Origin of the sequence: Rhizobium skierniewicense, from assembly GCF_014196515.1 — a bacterium.
Classification (GTDB): domain Bacteria; phylum Pseudomonadota; class Alphaproteobacteria; order Rhizobiales; family Rhizobiaceae; genus Agrobacterium; species Agrobacterium skierniewicense.
The window spans coordinates 87,066-102,311 of the sequence record NZ_JACIDV010000005.1 but is presented as its reverse complement, the minus strand read 5'-3'; the positions used below and the strand labels follow the sequence as shown (position 1 = coordinate 102,311).

At 58.1% G+C, this 15,246-nt stretch carries 19 protein-coding genes; 11 read left to right on the top strand and 8 right to left on the bottom strand.

Annotation, left to right across the window (positions count from 1 at the left end; all coding sequences use genetic code 11):
* The first annotated feature begins 45 nt into the window (after nt 1-45).
* Together GGQ73_RS09495 and GGQ73_RS09490 are read left to right on the top strand one after the other, a co-directional pair.
* Entirely contained in the window at nt 46-726 is a 681-nt protein-coding gene (locus GGQ73_RS09495; RefSeq protein WP_183895835.1) for a response regulator, read from the top strand.
* Complete coding sequence (locus tag GGQ73_RS09490) at nt 723-2,096, top strand: sensor histidine kinase (RefSeq protein WP_183895833.1); 1,374 nt, start codon at nt 723-725, stop codon at nt 2,094-2,096. Before GGQ73_RS09495 ends, GGQ73_RS09490 begins: the two co-directional genes overlap by 4 nt.
* Nucleotides 2,097-2,138: 42 nt before the next feature.
* Here GGQ73_RS09490 and GGQ73_RS09485 read toward each other — a convergent pair whose 3' ends face one another.
* The 4 genes from GGQ73_RS09485 to GGQ73_RS09470 all read right to left on the bottom strand — a co-directional run bounded on the left by GGQ73_RS09485 (nt 2,139) and on the right by GGQ73_RS09470 (nt 4,564).
* Nucleotides 2,139-2,534: a hypothetical protein gene (locus tag GGQ73_RS09485; RefSeq protein ID WP_183895832.1), complete on the bottom strand. Its 396-nt coding sequence runs from the start codon at nt 2,532-2,534 to the stop codon at nt 2,139-2,141.
* A 103-nt stretch (nt 2,535-2,637) separates the two neighbouring features.
* Nucleotides 2,638-3,522: a formyltetrahydrofolate deformylase gene (purU, locus tag GGQ73_RS09480; RefSeq protein WP_174153827.1), complete on the bottom strand. Its 885-nt coding sequence runs from the start codon at nt 3,520-3,522 to the stop codon at nt 2,638-2,640.
* A gap of 185 nt (nt 3,523-3,707) precedes the next feature.
* Nucleotides 3,708-4,214 carry a heme utilization cystosolic carrier protein HutX gene (hutX, locus tag GGQ73_RS09475; RefSeq protein WP_174153826.1) on the bottom strand — a complete coding sequence of 169 codons (507 nt, stop codon included), beginning with the start codon at nt 4,212-4,214 and terminating at the stop codon, nt 3,708-3,710.
* Complete coding sequence (locus GGQ73_RS09470) at nt 4,211-4,564, bottom strand: antibiotic biosynthesis monooxygenase family protein (RefSeq protein WP_174153825.1); 354 nt, start codon at nt 4,562-4,564, stop codon at nt 4,211-4,213. The genes hutX and GGQ73_RS09470 overlap by 4 nt, the downstream gene beginning before the upstream one ends.
* 179 nt (nt 4,565-4,743) lie before the next feature.
* Here GGQ73_RS09470 and GGQ73_RS09465 point away from each other — a divergent pair, with 179 nt between their 5' ends.
* Genes GGQ73_RS09465 through GGQ73_RS09455 form a run of 3 tightly spaced genes read left to right on the top strand, consistent with a single transcriptional unit; the run spans nt 4,744 to nt 7,498 of the window.
* Nucleotides 4,744-5,631, top strand: coding sequence for a heme/hemin ABC transporter substrate-binding protein (locus GGQ73_RS09465; protein ID WP_183895830.1), 888 nt, complete (start codon nt 4,744-4,746; stop codon nt 5,629-5,631).
* Nucleotides 5,628-6,719: a FecCD family ABC transporter permease gene (locus tag GGQ73_RS09460; RefSeq protein WP_183895828.1), complete on the top strand. Its 1,092-nt coding sequence runs from the start codon at nt 5,628-5,630 to the stop codon at nt 6,717-6,719. Before GGQ73_RS09465 ends, GGQ73_RS09460 begins: the two co-directional genes overlap by 4 nt.
* Nucleotides 6,716-7,498, top strand: coding sequence for a heme ABC transporter ATP-binding protein (locus GGQ73_RS09455; protein ID WP_183895825.1), 783 nt, complete (start codon nt 6,716-6,718; stop codon nt 7,496-7,498). The genes GGQ73_RS09460 and GGQ73_RS09455 overlap by 4 nt, the downstream gene beginning before the upstream one ends.
* Before the next feature lie 9 nt (nt 7,499-7,507).
* Here the strand turns inward: GGQ73_RS09455 and GGQ73_RS09450 are convergent, their stop codons facing one another.
* Nucleotides 7,508-7,864 carry a YbaN family protein gene (locus GGQ73_RS09450; protein ID WP_183896136.1) on the bottom strand — a complete coding sequence of 119 codons (357 nt, stop codon included), beginning with the start codon at nt 7,862-7,864 and terminating at the stop codon, nt 7,508-7,510.
* A gap of 188 nt (nt 7,865-8,052) precedes the next feature.
* Here GGQ73_RS09450 and GGQ73_RS09445 point away from each other — a divergent pair, with 188 nt between their 5' ends.
* The 5 genes from GGQ73_RS09445 to GGQ73_RS09425 all read left to right on the top strand — a co-directional run bounded on the left by GGQ73_RS09445 (nt 8,053) and on the right by GGQ73_RS09425 (nt 12,072).
* Nucleotides 8,053-8,448 carry a VOC family protein gene (locus GGQ73_RS09445; protein WP_183895823.1) on the top strand — a complete coding sequence of 132 codons (396 nt, stop codon included), beginning with the start codon at nt 8,053-8,055 and terminating at the stop codon, nt 8,446-8,448.
* Between the two features lie 14 nt (nt 8,449-8,462).
* A complete protein-coding gene (ung, locus tag GGQ73_RS09440; RefSeq protein WP_183895821.1) occupies nt 8,463-9,155 on the top strand; it encodes a uracil-DNA glycosylase in 693 nt (230 codons plus the stop codon).
* A gap of 82 nt (nt 9,156-9,237) precedes the next feature.
* The gene (locus tag GGQ73_RS09435; protein WP_252094086.1) at nt 9,238-10,302 is read left to right on the top strand and encodes a DUF2218 domain-containing protein; all 1,065 of its coding nucleotides are present in this window, start codon (nt 9,238-9,240) and stop codon (nt 10,300-10,302) included.
* 160 nt (nt 10,303-10,462) lie between these two features.
* A complete protein-coding gene (locus tag GGQ73_RS09430) occupies nt 10,463-11,395 on the top strand; it encodes a VOC family protein (protein ID WP_183895819.1) in 933 nt (310 codons plus the stop codon).
* A 65-nt stretch (nt 11,396-11,460) separates the two neighbouring features.
* A complete protein-coding gene (locus GGQ73_RS09425) occupies nt 11,461-12,072 on the top strand; it encodes an alpha/beta hydrolase (protein ID WP_183895817.1) in 612 nt (203 codons plus the stop codon).
* Between the two features lie 135 nt (nt 12,073-12,207).
* On the opposite strand, the gene GGQ73_RS09420 is transcribed toward GGQ73_RS09425, so the two are convergent.
* The 3 genes from GGQ73_RS09420 to GGQ73_RS09410 form a co-directional block, all read right to left on the bottom strand.
* Nucleotides 12,208-12,792 (bottom strand): transglycosylase SLT domain-containing protein, encoded by a 585-nt coding sequence (locus GGQ73_RS09420; protein WP_183895815.1) that lies wholly within the window; start codon nt 12,790-12,792, stop codon nt 12,208-12,210.
* A 101-nt stretch (nt 12,793-12,893) separates the two neighbouring features.
* Nucleotides 12,894-13,727, bottom strand: coding sequence for a TrmH family RNA methyltransferase (locus tag GGQ73_RS09415; RefSeq protein ID WP_183895813.1), 834 nt, complete (start codon nt 13,725-13,727; stop codon nt 12,894-12,896).
* Entirely contained in the window at nt 13,717-14,097 is a 381-nt protein-coding gene (locus GGQ73_RS09410; protein WP_183895811.1) for a hypothetical protein, read from the bottom strand. The genes GGQ73_RS09415 and GGQ73_RS09410 overlap by 11 nt, the downstream gene beginning before the upstream one ends.
* Before the next feature lie 39 nt (nt 14,098-14,136).
* On the opposite strand from GGQ73_RS09410, the gene GGQ73_RS09405 reads away from it, so the two are divergent.
* Nucleotides 14,137-15,159: an RluA family pseudouridine synthase gene (locus GGQ73_RS09405; RefSeq protein ID WP_183895809.1), complete on the top strand. Its 1,023-nt coding sequence runs from the start codon at nt 14,137-14,139 to the stop codon at nt 15,157-15,159.
* Nucleotides 15,160-15,246: the final 87 nt, after the last annotated feature.

Below are 15,246 nucleotides of genomic sequence, written 5' to 3'. Positions count from 1 at the left end.
GACGGGTAGGCTTGGATAAATTCGATCCAAATGGAGGGCGTCTGCTTGCGAATTCTGCTTGTGGAGGACAATCAGGTGCTGTCGGAAGGACTTTCCGCGCTGCTGCGGGGTAGCGGCTATGCCGTGGATGTAGTGTCCGATGGCGCTTCGGCGGACGCCGCCATTGCCGCTGAAAATTTCGATCTGGTCATTCTCGATCTCAACCTGCCGGAAATGGACGGCATCGAGGTGCTGCGTTCGATGCGTGACCGCCAGGATAAGGCAGCGGTGATGATTCTGACGGCGCGCGGCACGCCGGAAGAGCGGGTGAAAGGACTGGATCTCGGCGCTGACGACTATATGACCAAGCCGTTCGATATCACCGAGTTCGAAGCGCGGGTGAGGGTTCTCCTGCGCCGCAACGCCGGTTTGCGTTCCTCGCTGGTCAGTTTCGGCAAGGTGTCGTTCGATCTGACGTCGCGCACCTTTTCCGCCGAGGGCATTCCGCTCGATATTCCTGCGCGTGAGGTGGCGCTTCTGGAAGTGCTGTTCATGCGTGCCGGAAAGGTGGTGGCCAAGGAAGCCATCGTCCAATCGCTGACGGGTTTCGATGACGAACTGTCCGGCAATGCGATCGAGCAATATGTCAGCCGTCTGCGCAAGCGACTTGCTCCGCATGGGCTGACGGTGAAGACGGCGCGCGGCATTGGTTATTATCTCGAGAAGTTGCCGGAGATGGCGCAATGAAGCAGGCCGCCTATTCGCTGCGGCGGCGCCTGCTGGGCTGGCTTCTGATTTCCACGGCGATCATCGGCTGCATTGCGCTGGCCGATACCTACCGCGAAGCCACCAATACAGCCAATATCGTCTCTGACCGGGTGCTGTCCGGTTCCGCCCTGGCCATCGCCGAGCGGGTCGTTGTCTCCGAGAATGGGTCACTTGAGGTGGATATCCCATATGTCGCGCTGGAAATGCTGACATCGGCGGCGCAAGACAGGGTGTTTTATCGGGTGGACGGCCCGAACGGTCAGTTTCTGACGGGCTACCAAAACTTGCCTTCGGTGGAAAAGGTCCGCAGTGACACGCCCATTTTCGTGGATGCCGAATTTCGCGGCGAGCCCATCCGTGTGGCCGCAATCGAGCGCTTTGCATCGACGGGTGTGAATTCCGTGCCGTTTACCGTCACTGTTGCAGAAACCACGATTGCCCGCAGTCGCTTGGCGCAGGCGATTATCATTCGCTCGGCCCTGCGTCTTCTCTTCATGATCGTCGGTGCCGCCATTATCGTCTGGATTGCCGTGACGATCTCGCTGCGTCCGCTCTATCGGCTCAGCGAAGCTATTGATGAACGCAGCCCCAATGATTTGCACCCCATCCGCCAATCGGTGCCGGTGGAGGTCGAAAACCTCGTGGAAACCGTCAACTCCTTCATGGTGCGGTTGCAGTCGGCGCTGGATGCGCTGAGGCATTTCACCGGCAATGCCAGCCATCAGCTGCGCACACCGCTGGCCATCATCCGCACCCAGCTCGCGCTGTCGGCGCGGGCATCCACCTTGCAGGAGGCACAGGCCGCGGCGCACAAGGGGGATGCTTCTGTCGCGCATGCCGAGCATATTCTGGCGCAGCTTTTGCGCATGGCCAACATTGATGCTGCCGGATCAGGAGAAAAGCAGAGCCTTGTCGATGTCGATCTTGTCTCCTTGGCTCAATCCGTGACCGCAGATTACGTCCCTGTCGCCGCAGAAGCGGGCATCGATCTGGGGTTCGAACACGTGGAAGCGACCAGCATCCCGGCAGAGCCGCTTTTGCTCGGCGAGCTCCTCGGCAATCTCATCAGCAACGCCATCGCCTATGCGGGGCGGGGAGCGGAAGTGACGGTCAGGGTGGGGAAAACAAACGGGTTGGCCTACATCGAGGTGGAGGACAACGGCCCCGGGATCTCAGCCGAAAAACGCAATGTGGTGCGCCAGCGTTTTGCCAGGGGAGACGGAAACGCGGCACCCGGTGCGGGTCTGGGGCTTGCAATCGTCGAGGAGATTGCCTCGCTTTTCAACGGGCGGCTTGTGCTGGACGACGGCGCATCTGGAAGAGGTCTGAAGGCGACTGTGCGCTTTTGAGGAAGCGGCGCGCTTGCGCCACTTCCATTTATGCTGGCGAACTTACTCGTTAATCTTGTCGATCAACTGCATCATGATATCGGCGCAGGCCTTCATCGGCTCGTCATCGGCACATTTGATGTCAATCTTCGTCTCGCCCTGTTCAAGGCGGAAGTGCGCGCCCTTCGATGGCGGTGGCGGTGGCGGCATCATCATGCGGTCACGCGGGCCGCCGTCTTTCGGACCACCGTCACGTGGACCCCAATGGCCGGGCGGAGGTGGCGGAGGCGCATCCGCCTGCGCGCCGGGACCTGGCGGTGGTGGTGGTGGTGGTGGCGGTGCATCGACCTGTTGACCGGGGACCGGTCCACCGGCTGGTGGTGGTGGCGGTGGCTGTTGGGCGAACGAAGACCCTGCCGCGAGAAGAAGCGCGGCGCTGGCGATAATCAACTTTTTCATGAGGGACACCTCTGGTGTGTGACAACGCAGAACAAACGGTTGCACGAGGCAGTCGGTTGCTCACCACCGAAAATAAATTCCAAGTTTTTGTGGATGAAAAACTTTAGCCCATCCGCTCTGATGCGTATGAGCCTGGGCTGGGTGGGAAGACGACGGTGCGGTTGCCGTTGATGAAGGTGCGGTGGTGGATGTGGGCGTGGATCGCGCGGGCCAATACCTGGCTTTCCACATCGCGCCCGAGCGACACGTAATCTTCTGCCGATTGTGCGTGGGTGACGCGGACCGTGTCCTGTTCGATGATCGGACCTTCATCGAGATCGGCTGTGACGTAATGGGCCGTGGCGCCGATCAGCTTCACACCGCGCTCATAGGCCTGCTTGTAAGGGTTCGCACCCTTGAAACTGGGAAGAAACGAGTGGTGGATGTTGATGATGCGGCCCGACATCTTGCGGCACATTTCATCCGAGAGCACCTGCATGTAACGGGCCAGCACCACCAGTTCCGTGCCGCTGGTCTCGATCAGGTCGATCAGTTGCGCTTCGGCTTTCGGCTTGTTGTCCTTCGTCACCTTGATGTGGTGGAAAGGGATATCGTGATTGACGACGACCTTCTGATACTCGAAGTGGTTGGAGACAACACCGACGATATCGATGGGCAGCGCGCCGATTTTCCAGCGGTAGAGCAGGTCGTTGAGGCAGTGCCCGAAACGCGAGACCATCAGCAGTGTCTTGGTGCGCTCGCCATCGCTGTAGATAGCAGCATCCATGCCGAACTCCGCAGAGATGGGAGCAAAGCCGGCCTGTAGCGCTTCCATGCTCTCGCCCTCTTCGGAAATGAAGGAGACGCGCATGAAGAACTTGCCGGTTTCGAGGTCGTCGAACTGGGAGCTGTCGACAATGTTGCAACCCTTCGCCGCCAGATAACCCGAGATAGCAGCGACGATGCCGCGTTTGGATTGGCAGGCCACGGTCAAAACATAGGTCGTCATCGGCTTTCCCTCATCATGTGTCGAACGGCCTATAGCGCAGGTCGAGAGTGGCGCAAAGCCTCTCGTGCTTTACCAAGCCTTGAATGGATAGGGCATGTCGGGAGGGGTGAGACATGCCGGAAGCGACATTCTATGTTCAAAGGAAAAGCCGCCACCCGATTTCCGGCGGCGGCTTGCCAATCTTGTCAGGCGAGAAAGCTATCGCGCAGCGTCTCGAATTTCGAGAGCTGGTCCGCCAGCAATTCCTTGTTCTCGTCACGGCGCACGAAGAGCTTGAACATGGCGCTGCCACTGGCATTCATGAACCAGACCGAAAGCGAGCGGCGCCCATGGAATTCCCGATCGATGAAGGCGATCGAGGCGCAATTGTCTTTCCTGATATGTCCGCCAATGGGGCTATCGCCATGAATGTTGAACCAGCCGTGGCCCTCTGTTCCCTCGGGAAGATGCCCGGGAACCTCGAAGACGATATCGGGTGTCTGAACGATCATCAGGACTTCGCCCCAGCTGCGCAGTTCATTCCATATGTCGTCGAATTTGTCGGCAGGAGCTGAGACGGCGGCACCACGCGGCAAAACCTTGAGAATATCTGCTGGTGTCACCTCTGCCTTGGCGGCGATGGCCTCCACCACCCCATCCGGATTTTCGGCAAGAGCGGCTTTCGCGCGCGCTATCATGGCAGTGTCGCTCATGCTTGCGCTGCCACGGGTAGGTCTTCGCCGTTCTGGCCCTCGTGTATAATAACGTCAAAACCTTCGAAATGCGGACCAGAGAGATATTCGACCTTGCCGCGATTGTTACCGGCATTGGCGTGGGCGGCACGGAACTGCTCGGACTTTGTCCATGCGGTGAAGTCATCTTTGGTGGCCCATACGGTGTGGGAGGCGTAAAGCGTATGATCGTCAGCCTTCGCACCCTTCAGCATGTGAAACTCCAGATAGCCGGGCATCTCGGCCAGGTGACGCTTACGGTCACGCCAGATGGTTTCGAAAGCCTCTTCAAAGCCTGGCACGACGCGGAATCGGTTCATGGCAATAAACATCGATAGTCTCCCTTTGAATGTGCGGCACCGGATGGTGGTACGCTACCCCTGAAAAGCGGAGATATAAAAGATAACGGAAATAGTCAACTTATCGGATTGTGCGACTTTAAAAGATGTGTAATTAACTCAACTTATATGGTGTGCAGGCTGTCGCACACCGCATTGTTCAGGATCATGTCATGCCGCTTCTGCTTCGCTCGATTGCTTTTGGTGCCGCTCTTCCCGTGGCGCTGGCACTGTCTCCGCTCGCTGCCCACGCGTCCGACAAGGGCAACCCCGACGCGAAGCGGATTGTTGCACTTGGCGGTACGGTGACGGAAATTCTCTACGCGCTGGGTGCCGGAGATCGGATCGTCGCGCGTGACTCGACCAGCAGTTTTCCCGCTGAAGCGTTGTCCAAACCGGATGTCGGTTATATGCGCGCGCTCTCCTCGGAAGGTATTTTGTCGCAAAAGCCGGATCTCATTTTGTCGGAGGATGGGGCAGGTCCGGCAGATGTGATCGGCATTTTGAAAGCCAGCGAAGTGCCGATGGTGACAGTCGACACGCCGCCGGAAGGCCGTGCTATTGCCAAGAAAATCGAGGATGTTGGCGCAGCTATTGGGCTTGAAGACAAGGCAAAGGCGCTTGCGGGCGATGTTGACGCTGGTCTCGATGCGCTGGCGAAGGACGTTGCCGCTGTTGGCGACAAGAAGAAGCGCGTCTTGTTCGTTCTGTCGGCCGCAGGCGGGCGCATCATGGCTGCTGGCAAGGATACGGAGGCTGCGGCGATCATCGAAATGGCCGGTGGTATCAATGCCGCCGAGGAAATTACCGGCTACAAACCGCTGACCGATGAAGCCGTGATTGCAGCCGCGCCCGATGTTGTTTTGACCATGCAGCGCGGCAACCATGCGGCAAAGCCAGACGAGCTTTTTGCGCTCCCCGCCTTCCAGTCGACGCCTGCTGCCGCTTCCAAATCGCTGATCAGCATGGATGGATTGTATCTGATCGGATTTGGTCCGCGCACGCCCGCTGCCGGTCGTGAACTGGCTTCGCAACTGTATCCCGAGATCGTTAAACCGTGAGCGCGTTGGCTGTGACCGAGGTCGCAGGTCCGATTCCCGGCGATCGTTCGCGCAAGGGGGCCATCACCCTTGCGGCGTTGTGTATTTTTCTTGTCGTAGCCTGTCTCGTCTCCCTCGCCAGCGGGCCGACGGGTGTGGGCCTGTATGAGCTGTGGCTTTATTTCACCGGTCATTCGCAAAGCATGGAACCACGCGACCGCGTCATTCTGGAAGCGGTCCGTTTGCCGCGCACGGGCCTGGGTCTTATGATCGGGGCAGCCCTTGCCGTCTCCGGTGCCATGATGCAGGGCCTGTTCCGCAATCCACTGGCCGATCCCGGTCTTGTTGGTGTCACCTCCGGGGCAGCACTTTTTGCAGTTGCCGCGCTGGCGCTGGGTGGCAGCCTGCTTGCGCCACTGTCTCTTCTGTTCGGCATTCACTTTCTGCCGCTGATGGCGTTCTTCGGCGGTTTGATGAATACGCTGCTGCTCTACATGATCGCGACGCGGAACGGCGCAACATCGACAACGGTTCTGATCCTCGCCGGTATCGCCGTTGCAGCGCTGAGTGCAGCCTTGATGGGTTTGATGATCTTCATGGCCGATGACCGCGCCCTGCGCGACATCACCTTCTGGAGCCTGGGTTCACTGGGTGGGGCAACGCCGCTGAAGATATGGACGACGCTACCGTTCTTCCTGATCATCCTGGCCAGCATTCCCTTCGTGTCGAAAGGGCTGGATGCGTTGATCCTGGGAGATGCGGCTGCTTTTCACATGGGTATTCCGGTTCAACGTCTGAAGCGGACCGTCATTCTGGCGGTCGCCGCTGCCTGCGGGGCAAGTGTCGCCGCAGCCGGGTCCATCGGTTTTGTCGGTATCGTCGTGCCGCATCTTTTACGGCTGGTCATCGGTTCCTCGCATCGCTTCCTTTTGCCCGCGTCGGCTATTGGTGGCGCAGGGCTGCTCCTTCTGGCGGATAGTTTTGCGCGCACGGTGGCCGCTCCCGCCGAGTTGCCGATTGGCGTCGTGACCGCGCTGATTGGCGCTCCGGTCTTCCTGTTTCTACTTCTGGGCAAAGGCAACGGTCTCGGTCTGAGGAATGTGTCATGATTTCCACACGCGGCGTCACCGTCATCCGTTCGGGTCGTAGATTGCTGGACGAGGTCACGATCAGGCTCGAGCCCGGCACGTTCAGCGTCATCATCGGCCCAAATGGCGCTGGAAAATCGACCTTGATGAAGGTGCTGTCAGGTGAGATGACCGCCGATGCTGGACATGTCGCCTATCACAAGATCGATGTTGGCGTGTTCAAGCCTGCGCAACTGGCACGCATTCGTGCCGTTTTGCCGCAGAGCACAGTTCTGTCCTTTCCCTTTACGGCGCTGGAAATCGTGCGCATGGGGGCCGTGGCGCAAGGCTCCGTGAAGCCGGAGGCGCAGGCGAGGCAGGCGCTTGCCCAGGTCGGCCTCAGCGGTTTCGAGGGGCGGTCCTACAATATGCTATCCGGGGGCGAGCAACAGCGCGTGCAGTTTGCGCGCGCCTTGGCGCAGGTGCCCAATGCCGTGGAGAATGGCGAGGCGAGAGCGCTTTTGCTGGACGAGCCGACATCGAGCCTCGATCTCGGCCACCAGATTTCCGTGCTGGAGACCGCGCGCGACTTTGCGCGTGAAGGTGGGACCGTGCTTGCTGTTCTGCATGACCTCAATCTCGCCGCCGAGTTTGCCGATCAACTTATCGTCATGCATCACGGGCAAATCACAGCCTTTGGCTCATCACTTGACACCATCAACGACGACATCATTGCTCGGGTCTACGGCATTGGCGGGACGGTCGGGCGCATTCCTGCGCGGCACATTCCCTATGTGCTGCCGCAATCGCGCCACCGATGAGCCTGGACGTCAAGGTTCCGGTCGGGTGGTGACGAACAGCGCTGCACCCAGCATCACCGCGGCAACGATTGCGGCTCTGAGGGGCGTTGGCTCCGTAGCGAACCAAAAAATGGCGTAACTCATTGTCATCAAAGACACAGCGGCGATCTTTGCCTTACGCGGGATGGCGCCTTTGTCACGCCAGTTGCGCAAGGACGGACCGAATTTGGGGTGGGATAGAAGCCACGCCTCAAGCTTTGGCGATGATTTGGAAAAGCACCAGAGCGCGATCAGCAGAAACGGTGTGGTCGGCAAAACGGGCGTGACAGCACCGACGACGCCGGTTGCGACCATAAGCCAGCCAAGACAGAGATAGAGGATGCGCATGACTGCCGTTATCATGAGTATCCATGTCATGATAGTGTGAAAGCTGTGATGCCAATCGGGTATGTGACTATCCGCTGAAAGTCGCGAAAAAGCCTCATGGGTTGAAAATCCGGACTCCAGCCGTTATTTGGCTGCCCGGACACCCGCGTCTTTCGCGGGCCAGCAGGATTCAGGGTAAGGGAAACACCATGGCCAAACTTATTCACTCTATGGTCCGGGTGCTGGACGAAAAGCGTTCGGTCAGTTTTTATCATCGGGCTTTCGGCCTCGAGATCGCCGAACGGTTCGAGTTCGACACGTTCACGCTCGTCTATCTCAGCAATGCCGAAGGTGATTTCGAGCTTGAGCTGACCATCAACAAAGGCCGCGAAGTGCCTTACGCGCTGGGCGATGGCTATGGCCATATCGCTGTCAGCGTCGACGATGTAGAAGCAGAACACACCCGCCTCACCGCGCTTGGCCTTGTCGTGGGAAAGATCATCAACGCTGAATACAGGGGCGCGCCCTTCGCAAAATATTTCTTCATTTGTGATCCCGATGGATACAAGATCGAAGTGCTCGAGCGCAGCAAACGGTTCAAATAGGCAAGAGGATTTTCATGGCAGAGGTGGGTGTGAAACTTGACGAGAGCTGGAAGCGTGCGCTTTCTGCCGAATTCGCCAGCCCCTACATGCTCAAGCTTAAAGAGTTCCTGCTGGCTGAAAAGAACGCCGGCAAGCACATCTTCCCCAAAGGGAGCGAATATTTTCGCGCCCTCGATCTGACGCCTCTGAATGAGGTGAAGGTCGTCATTCTGGGTCAAGATCCCTATCACGGCGCGGGACAGGCGCACGGCTTGTGTTTTTCCGTGCAGCCGGGTGTTCGCACGCCACCGTCGCTCGTCAATATCTATAAGGAATTGCAGAGTGATCTCGGTATTTCACCGGTGAAGCATGGCTTTCTGGAGAGCTGGGCCAGTCAGGGTGTGTTGTTGCTCAACAGCGTTCTTACGGTGGAAGAAGCGCGCGCTGCGTCCCATCAAGGGCAGGGGTGGGAGAGGTTTACCGATGCCATTATCCGCACCGTCAATGACGAATGCGACGGCGTGGTCTTCCTGCTGTGGGGCTCTTATGCGCAGAAGAAAGCGTCCTTCGTGGACCAGGCGAAACATCTGGTGCTGAAGTCGCCCCATCCATCCCCGCTCTCTGCCCATAACGGGTTTTTCGGAAATCACCACTTTTCGAAAGCCAATGACTTTCTCGTTTCGCGTGGCCGCGAGCCGATCGATTGGCAATTGCCTGAAAAACTGTGATCGACCTTGGCAAAAACTGCTTTGCACTTTGAAGTAGGGTGATCTAAAGATAACCGGACTGTAATCTGAAGGATTTAAGCTGGTGCTTCTGTCTGCGCAAACATCTGTCGTTCTTCCCGATCCATCCGCCATCGTGGATGCCTTCCACGAACATTTCGCCGAGTACATGACGATGACCCGCGAGGGGGAGGCGCTGCACTTCGAAGCTGATTACGGCAATGGCACATTCGGTGCCGAGAATGGGCGGTTTGCGGCGAGGATCAATTGTGTTTCGGAAAATGTCCTGCTGTCCGTCAAAGCCATGGTGGCTGAACATATCGTCGAGTTTACCGGTGATACGTCTCTGGACTTTCGCTGGGAAGGCCACGGCTCGGATGTGCGAGAAATGCCCAACCTCTTCAGCGGCCGGGTCGTGCGGGCTTACAATCTGACGCCAAGAATGCGACGGGTCGTGATTGCCATCGACAAGGGCATTGAGCGGTTGATGAGTGGCGGTCTGCATGTCCGCATTCTGATCCTTCCCGATCAGGACCGGGCGCCGGTTTGGCCATATCTGTCGAAAACTGGCGCCATCGTTTGGGCCAAGGGCGAGGACGAGCAGTCGCGCCGTGTCTACACCATCCGTACGGGCAGTGTCTTACGCGGGGAGATCAATCTCGATTTCGTGATGCACGAGGGCGACGATATGCCGGGTGCACATTTTGGTGCGACGGCGGCTCCCGGCGATCTCGTCGGCATCGTTGGTCCTGGCGGTGAGCTTCCGGATGCAGATCATTACGTTTTTGCCGGTGACGAAACCGCGCTGCCTGTGATGTTGCGAATGGCTGAGGAAATGCCAGCGGGTAAGACGCTGACGGTGTATGCCGAAATCGACAATCCGCAGGAGCGGCAGGAGATTTCATCTCAGGCAAATGTCAATTGGAACTGGCTCTATCGCAACGGTCAAGCGGCTGGAACGGCGGGATTGCTGGAGCGGGCACTGCGGTCCCATCCATGGTCCGGTGCCGATGGACTGCATGTTTTCGTTGGCTGCGAGAAGGGCGAAGCGCGTTCCGTCAAGAAAATGCTTGGCGAAGAAGCCGGTCTTCCAAAGACCGCGTTCGTGACCGCGGGTTACTGGGTCAGGGGTGCCAATGATGACCACTGACCATCATGTCATTTGCTGAACAGTTCGGTTCGTCGTTCACAAATTGAGAACAATCCGTTCTGAACGTCCAGTCTATGCGCGCGCCCTGATCTGCACCATCTTGAACCCATGAAAGAAGGGCATCGCTTTCCTGCGAGCTCATCCAATCGGAGGGTTTAAAATGTTGAACCAGATCAGAGGTCTGCACCACGTCACATCCATGGCAGCGAGTGCGCGTGGGAACAACCATTTCTTCACGGACACGCTTGGTCTGCGCCGGGTTAAGAAGACCGTCAACTTCGACGCGCCGGATGTTTACCACCTCTATTATGGCGATGAGGTCGGCACACCGGGCTCTGTCATGACCTACTTCCCGTTCCCACACATTGCACGTGGTCGCCAGGGCACCGGCGAAGTTGGCACGACGTTGTTCTCGGTGCCCGAAGGTTCGCTTGCCTATTGGCAGGACCGCCTTGCCAAAGCCAATGTGGACGGTTTGAAAGCCGATGACGCCTTTGGGAACAGGCGCCTCCATTTTGCAGGTCCCGACGGGGATGGTTTTGCGCTGGTCGAACTCAAAGACGATGCACGGGCGCAGTGGACGGGCAATGGCGTTGGCGAAGATCAGGCCATCAGGGGTTTTCAAGGTGCATCGCTGCGGCTTGCAGATGAAGGAGCAACCGCCGAACTTCTGAAATTCATGGGCTATCAGGAGGTCGATCGGCAGGACGGTGTGCTGCGGTTGGGCATGCCCGGTGGCAATGGTGCCGATTTTATCGACATAGAGACGATGCCGAATATTTCTGGCGCGCGTCTGGGCGCTGGTTCTGTTCACCACATCGCATTTGCCGTCGATAATCGTCAGACGCAACTCGAGGTGCGTAAAGCGCTACTGGATACGGGCTATCAGGTCACACCGGTCATCGATCGCGATTACTTCTGGGCGATCTACTTCCGGACACCAGGCGGTGTGCTGTTTGAGATCGCCACCAACGAGCCCGGTTTCGATCGGGATGAGGATACGGCGCATCTGGGCGAAGCGTTGCAGTTGCCATCTCAGCACGCCCATCTGCGCGCGACGCTTGAGCAGCATCTCGAGCCACTTGAAAACTGATTTTTTCGAAAAGAAGAGGACGCCTGTGGCTTGAGCGCCGCAGGCTGTTCTCAGGAGATATTGTCATGAGCAAGGATGCTTATTCTCACAAGGTGCGCGCCGGTGCGCCGGGCCAGCCGGTCTTTTTCGTCTTTCACGGCACGGGTGGGGACGAGAACCAGTTCTTCGACTTCGGTACCAGGCTGTTACCGAATGCGACGGTCATTTCGCCCCGTGGCGACGTTTCCGAATTCGGTGCCGCACGCTTCTTCCGCAGGACGGCCGAGGGCGTTTACGATATGGCCGATCTCGATCGTGCGACCCAGCAAATGGCGGCCTTCGTCAAAGCCAACCGCGATCATCATGCGTCAGGTCTCGTGCTGGGACTCGGTTTTTCCAATGGCGCGAACATTCTAGCCAATACACTGATCGAGTTTCCTGATCTGTTCGATGCCGCGGTGTTAATGCACCCGCTGATCCCGTTCGAGCCGAAACCTGCACCCGCACCTGCCTCACGTCGGGTGCTGATCACGGCGGGTGAACGTGACCCGATCTGCCCCGTGCCCCTGACCAATGGTCTGATGCAATACCTGAAAGCACAGGGCGGTGAGGTCGAGATGGAGTGGCACGCTGGCGGCCATGAAATTCGCGGGAATGAGATAGAGGCGGCGAAGGCGTTTCTGGCGCGATACGTGTAGCGGTCCCGGAAGGGTTTAGCGAAACCCGTCACTGTCATCCTCGGGCTGAGCTTGAGGATGACGTGGCCATTATCTAATGGCGCTCAATATGCGAAACCGCTTTAAGCACACGACGCGCCGGAGATGACGACATGTCTACCGGTAGCCGCAATCCTGTAACTGCTTCTCGTAACGCATGGCAATGTTGGCAGAGCGGCGTGCCGCATTCTTGATAGCGGTATTGCTGCGCCAGACGCCGTTCGCATAGCCCGTATGGCCGGAATAGTAGGCCAGATAAAGATTGTAGGGATCGTTGAGTGCGATGCCATTCTGGCGGTTGCTCTTGGCATGGTACCAGCCGACGAAGTGAATGGCGTCGGTGAAATCCGTGCGGCTGGCGTTCCAGCGTCCGGTTTCGCGCTGATAAACCTTCCATGTGCCATCCAGCGCCTGCGCATAGCCATAGGCGGTCGATTTGCGTCCCCAGGGAATGAAACCGAAGAGTTTGTTGCGAGGTGGGCGCGCATAGGGCTGGAAGCTGGATTCCGTGTAGATGGTGGCCATCATGACAGGCACGGGCACGCCGAACTCCCGTTCCGCCGCCTGCGCGTCCTTCTTCCAGTTGTTGAATATGCCGTCTCGCTGTTCGAAGATCGCGCAGGCATTGCCAATCTGCGACGGCGCGGTCGCACAGCCAGCCAGAACAGTCAAAAGAAAAACGACGACAAATACGCCACGCATCGCGAAACCTCTCGTTCCGCCCATTACTAAATTGTAAATGTTAACGCTCGGTTTTGAGACAAGGTTAACGCAAATGCGATCTATTAAGGTTTTGTCAACAATCAGAGACGGCCGATAGCGCCTGCCATCTGGTAAAGCGCCAGTCCAGAGGCTGTACCAGCATTCAAGCTGTCCAGTTGCGGCGATTGGGCAATGCGAGCGGTGTTGAAACGGTTCAGCACGTCCGGCGGCAGGCCATCACCTTCCGTGCCTATGACGAGGGCCATGCGGTTGGAAGCCGGTATCTCCCTGATTTCCAGAGTGCCTGTTGGGGATAGGCTCCAAATGTTGAAATCTTTTGCTGCCATTGTTTCCAGCAATTCGACGGCATTGCCGCCGCGATGATAGGGGACGGACAACACCGAGCCGACCGAGACGCGCAGCGACTTCCGGTAAAGGGGATCGCAGCAGGTGCTGTCCATGAAGACGGCATCGGCGTAGAAGGCAGCTGCATTCCGGAACATCGAACCGAGATTGTCGTGGTTGGAAATACCGCAGCCGACGAGAACCAGTGATGATTGCGGCAATCGGCCGATGGTCGCCTCCAGGTCCGTCTCGCTCTTGCGCCGTCCGAGCGCCAGGATGCCGCGATGCAGGTTGAAGCCAACGATCGCGTCCAGCACCGATGCCTTGGCCACATAGATCGGGACATCAGATGGAAATTCGCTGAGAATCTCCGCCACGCCTGCAAGGCGATTTTCGAGGATCAGGATGCTTTCCGCTTCGAAATCGAGACCGGCCTTGTTCGCCTGCGCCAACATGCGCAGCACGACGGTGCCTTCGACAATGAAACGACCGTGCCTGCCGGTCAGGTCACGCTCACGGATGTCGCGAAAGACGGCGATGCGTGGATCGTGTGGGTCGGTGATCGCGGTCAGCGCGAGATCAGCGGGCATCGATGGTGATGTCTGCTACGAAACGGCCAGCCTGTACGTTGAACACCAGTGCCTTGCGGGTGCCGTTGGCGAGCCGTCCGTAGAACAGCATATCACCGTTGGCAAACGAGACGGTCTCAATGGTAAAACCTTGTGGAAGGCTGGCGGTGGCGGCAACCGGCGCGTCCGATGGAACGGGGTTCGTTGCGGCTGTGGTTGCTGTCTTGGAAGGGCCGACCGCCTTGTAGACAACGGCTCCGAAGACAGCCATAAGGCTGATAAACATTACGGAGCCCGACACGATCTGCAAACGGATCATCTTGCGGCGAACTTTTTCCATGGCCGGATCTAACGGCTGGTCGTCCTGTTCGGCTTGCTCGATCTGCGTCATCGGGATCCTTGGATATTGTTGAGTGATCGGAACATAAGAATGAACGACCCCTTTAAACAAGGCGGAGACGCAAGGAAAGTCCTGATTGCCGGGGAAAACGCCGAAGGCCGCCTCGATGCTTGGCTCGCAGCCGAAGTCGAAGGCGATCTGTCGCGCAGCCGCATCAAGGCCTTGATCGAGCAGGGCGCAGTTTTCCTCAACGGGAAGCCTGTGACCGAGCCGAAGAAGAAGGTCCATCCCGGCGATCACATCGAGATCACCATGCCGGAAGCGGAAGACCCTGAACCTAAGGGTGAGGATATTCCGCTAGATGTGGAATACGAGGACGAAGACCTCATCGTGCTGTTAAAGCCACCCGGCCTCGTCGTGCACCCAGGCGCCGGTAACTGGACGGGAACGCTTGTCAATGCATTGATCCACCATTGTGGCAATAGCCTCTCGGGTATCGGCGGCGTCAAGCGTCCCGGCATCGTTCACCGCTTGGACAAGGAAACCAGCGGTGTCATGGTCGTGGCCAAAAACGACAACGCCCACCGCAAGCTGGCCGCCCAATTTGCAGACCACGGACGCACCGGGCCGCTGGAACGCGCCTATAAGGCCATCGTCTGGGGCCGCCCCAAGACCTTGCGTGGGACAATCGATGCTGCGCTGGGTCGCGGTGCCGACCGCACAAAGCGTGCCGTCAAGCGTGATGACGTTGATGACGCGCGTGAGGCCATTACCCATTACGAGGTGATCGAGCGCTATCACGAAAAGCCGGATGCGACCTGCCTTGCCTCTCTGGTGGAATGCCGTCTCGAAACCGGGAGGACCCATCAGATCCGCGTGCACATGGCGCATATCGGCCATCCGCTGATCGGTGATCCTGAATATGGTGCGGCCTTCCGCACCAAGGCCAACCTGTTGCCAGCCGAGGCCAAAGAGGTGGTCAACCGGTTCCCGCGGCAGGCCCTGCATGCTTATCTGCTTGCTTTCGAACACCCCCGCACAGGGGAGGTCATGGAGTTCGAAACAGACATGCCAACCGATATGGAAGAGCTGGCGCAGGCCCTTCGAGCCTGAAATTGCCCAATTACCAACACAGTCACTCCGGGATACATCAACGTCCCGAGTGACTTTTTTTGCCCAAAATTTTTGTAAGTATTAAAT

What these genes read in the sequence shown, in the direction of transcription:
- GGQ73_RS09490 (WP_183895833.1), top strand. Translation starts at nt 723, where the DNA reads ATGAAGCAGGCCGCCTATTCGCTGCGGCGGCGCCTGCTGGGCTGGCTT.
- GGQ73_RS09485 (WP_183895832.1), bottom strand. Translation starts at nt 2,534, where the DNA reads ATGAAAAAGTTGATTATCGCCAGCGCCGCGCTTCTTCTCGCGGCAGGG.
- purU (WP_174153827.1), bottom strand. Translation starts at nt 3,522, where the DNA reads ATGACGACCTATGTTTTGACCGTGGCCTGCCAATCCAAACGCGGCATC.
- hutX (WP_174153826.1), bottom strand. Translation starts at nt 4,214, where the DNA reads ATGAGCGACACTGCCATGATAGCGCGCGCGAAAGCCGCTCTTGCCGAA.
- GGQ73_RS09470 (WP_174153825.1), bottom strand. Translation starts at nt 4,564, where the DNA reads ATGTTTATTGCCATGAACCGATTCCGCGTCGTGCCAGGCTTTGAAGAG.
- GGQ73_RS09465 (WP_183895830.1), top strand. Translation starts at nt 4,744, where the DNA reads ATGCCGCTTCTGCTTCGCTCGATTGCTTTTGGTGCCGCTCTTCCCGTG.
- GGQ73_RS09455 (WP_183895825.1), top strand. Translation starts at nt 6,716, where the DNA reads ATGATTTCCACACGCGGCGTCACCGTCATCCGTTCGGGTCGTAGATTG.
- GGQ73_RS09450 (WP_183896136.1), bottom strand. Translation starts at nt 7,864, where the DNA reads ATGCGCATCCTCTATCTCTGTCTTGGCTGGCTTATGGTCGCAACCGGC.
- GGQ73_RS09445 (WP_183895823.1), top strand. Translation starts at nt 8,053, where the DNA reads ATGGCCAAACTTATTCACTCTATGGTCCGGGTGCTGGACGAAAAGCGT.
- ung (WP_183895821.1), top strand. Translation starts at nt 8,463, where the DNA reads ATGGCAGAGGTGGGTGTGAAACTTGACGAGAGCTGGAAGCGTGCGCTT.
- GGQ73_RS09430 (WP_183895819.1), top strand. Translation starts at nt 10,463, where the DNA reads ATGTTGAACCAGATCAGAGGTCTGCACCACGTCACATCCATGGCAGCG.
- GGQ73_RS09425 (WP_183895817.1), top strand. Translation starts at nt 11,461, where the DNA reads ATGAGCAAGGATGCTTATTCTCACAAGGTGCGCGCCGGTGCGCCGGGC.
- GGQ73_RS09420 (WP_183895815.1), bottom strand. Translation starts at nt 12,792, where the DNA reads ATGCGTGGCGTATTTGTCGTCGTTTTTCTTTTGACTGTTCTGGCTGGC.
- GGQ73_RS09415 (WP_183895813.1), bottom strand. Translation starts at nt 13,727, where the DNA reads ATGCCCGCTGATCTCGCGCTGACCGCGATCACCGACCCACACGATCCA.
- GGQ73_RS09410 (WP_183895811.1), bottom strand. Translation starts at nt 14,097, where the DNA reads ATGACGCAGATCGAGCAAGCCGAACAGGACGACCAGCCGTTAGATCCG.
- GGQ73_RS09405 (WP_183895809.1), top strand. Translation starts at nt 14,137, where the DNA reads ATGAACGACCCCTTTAAACAAGGCGGAGACGCAAGGAAAGTCCTGATT.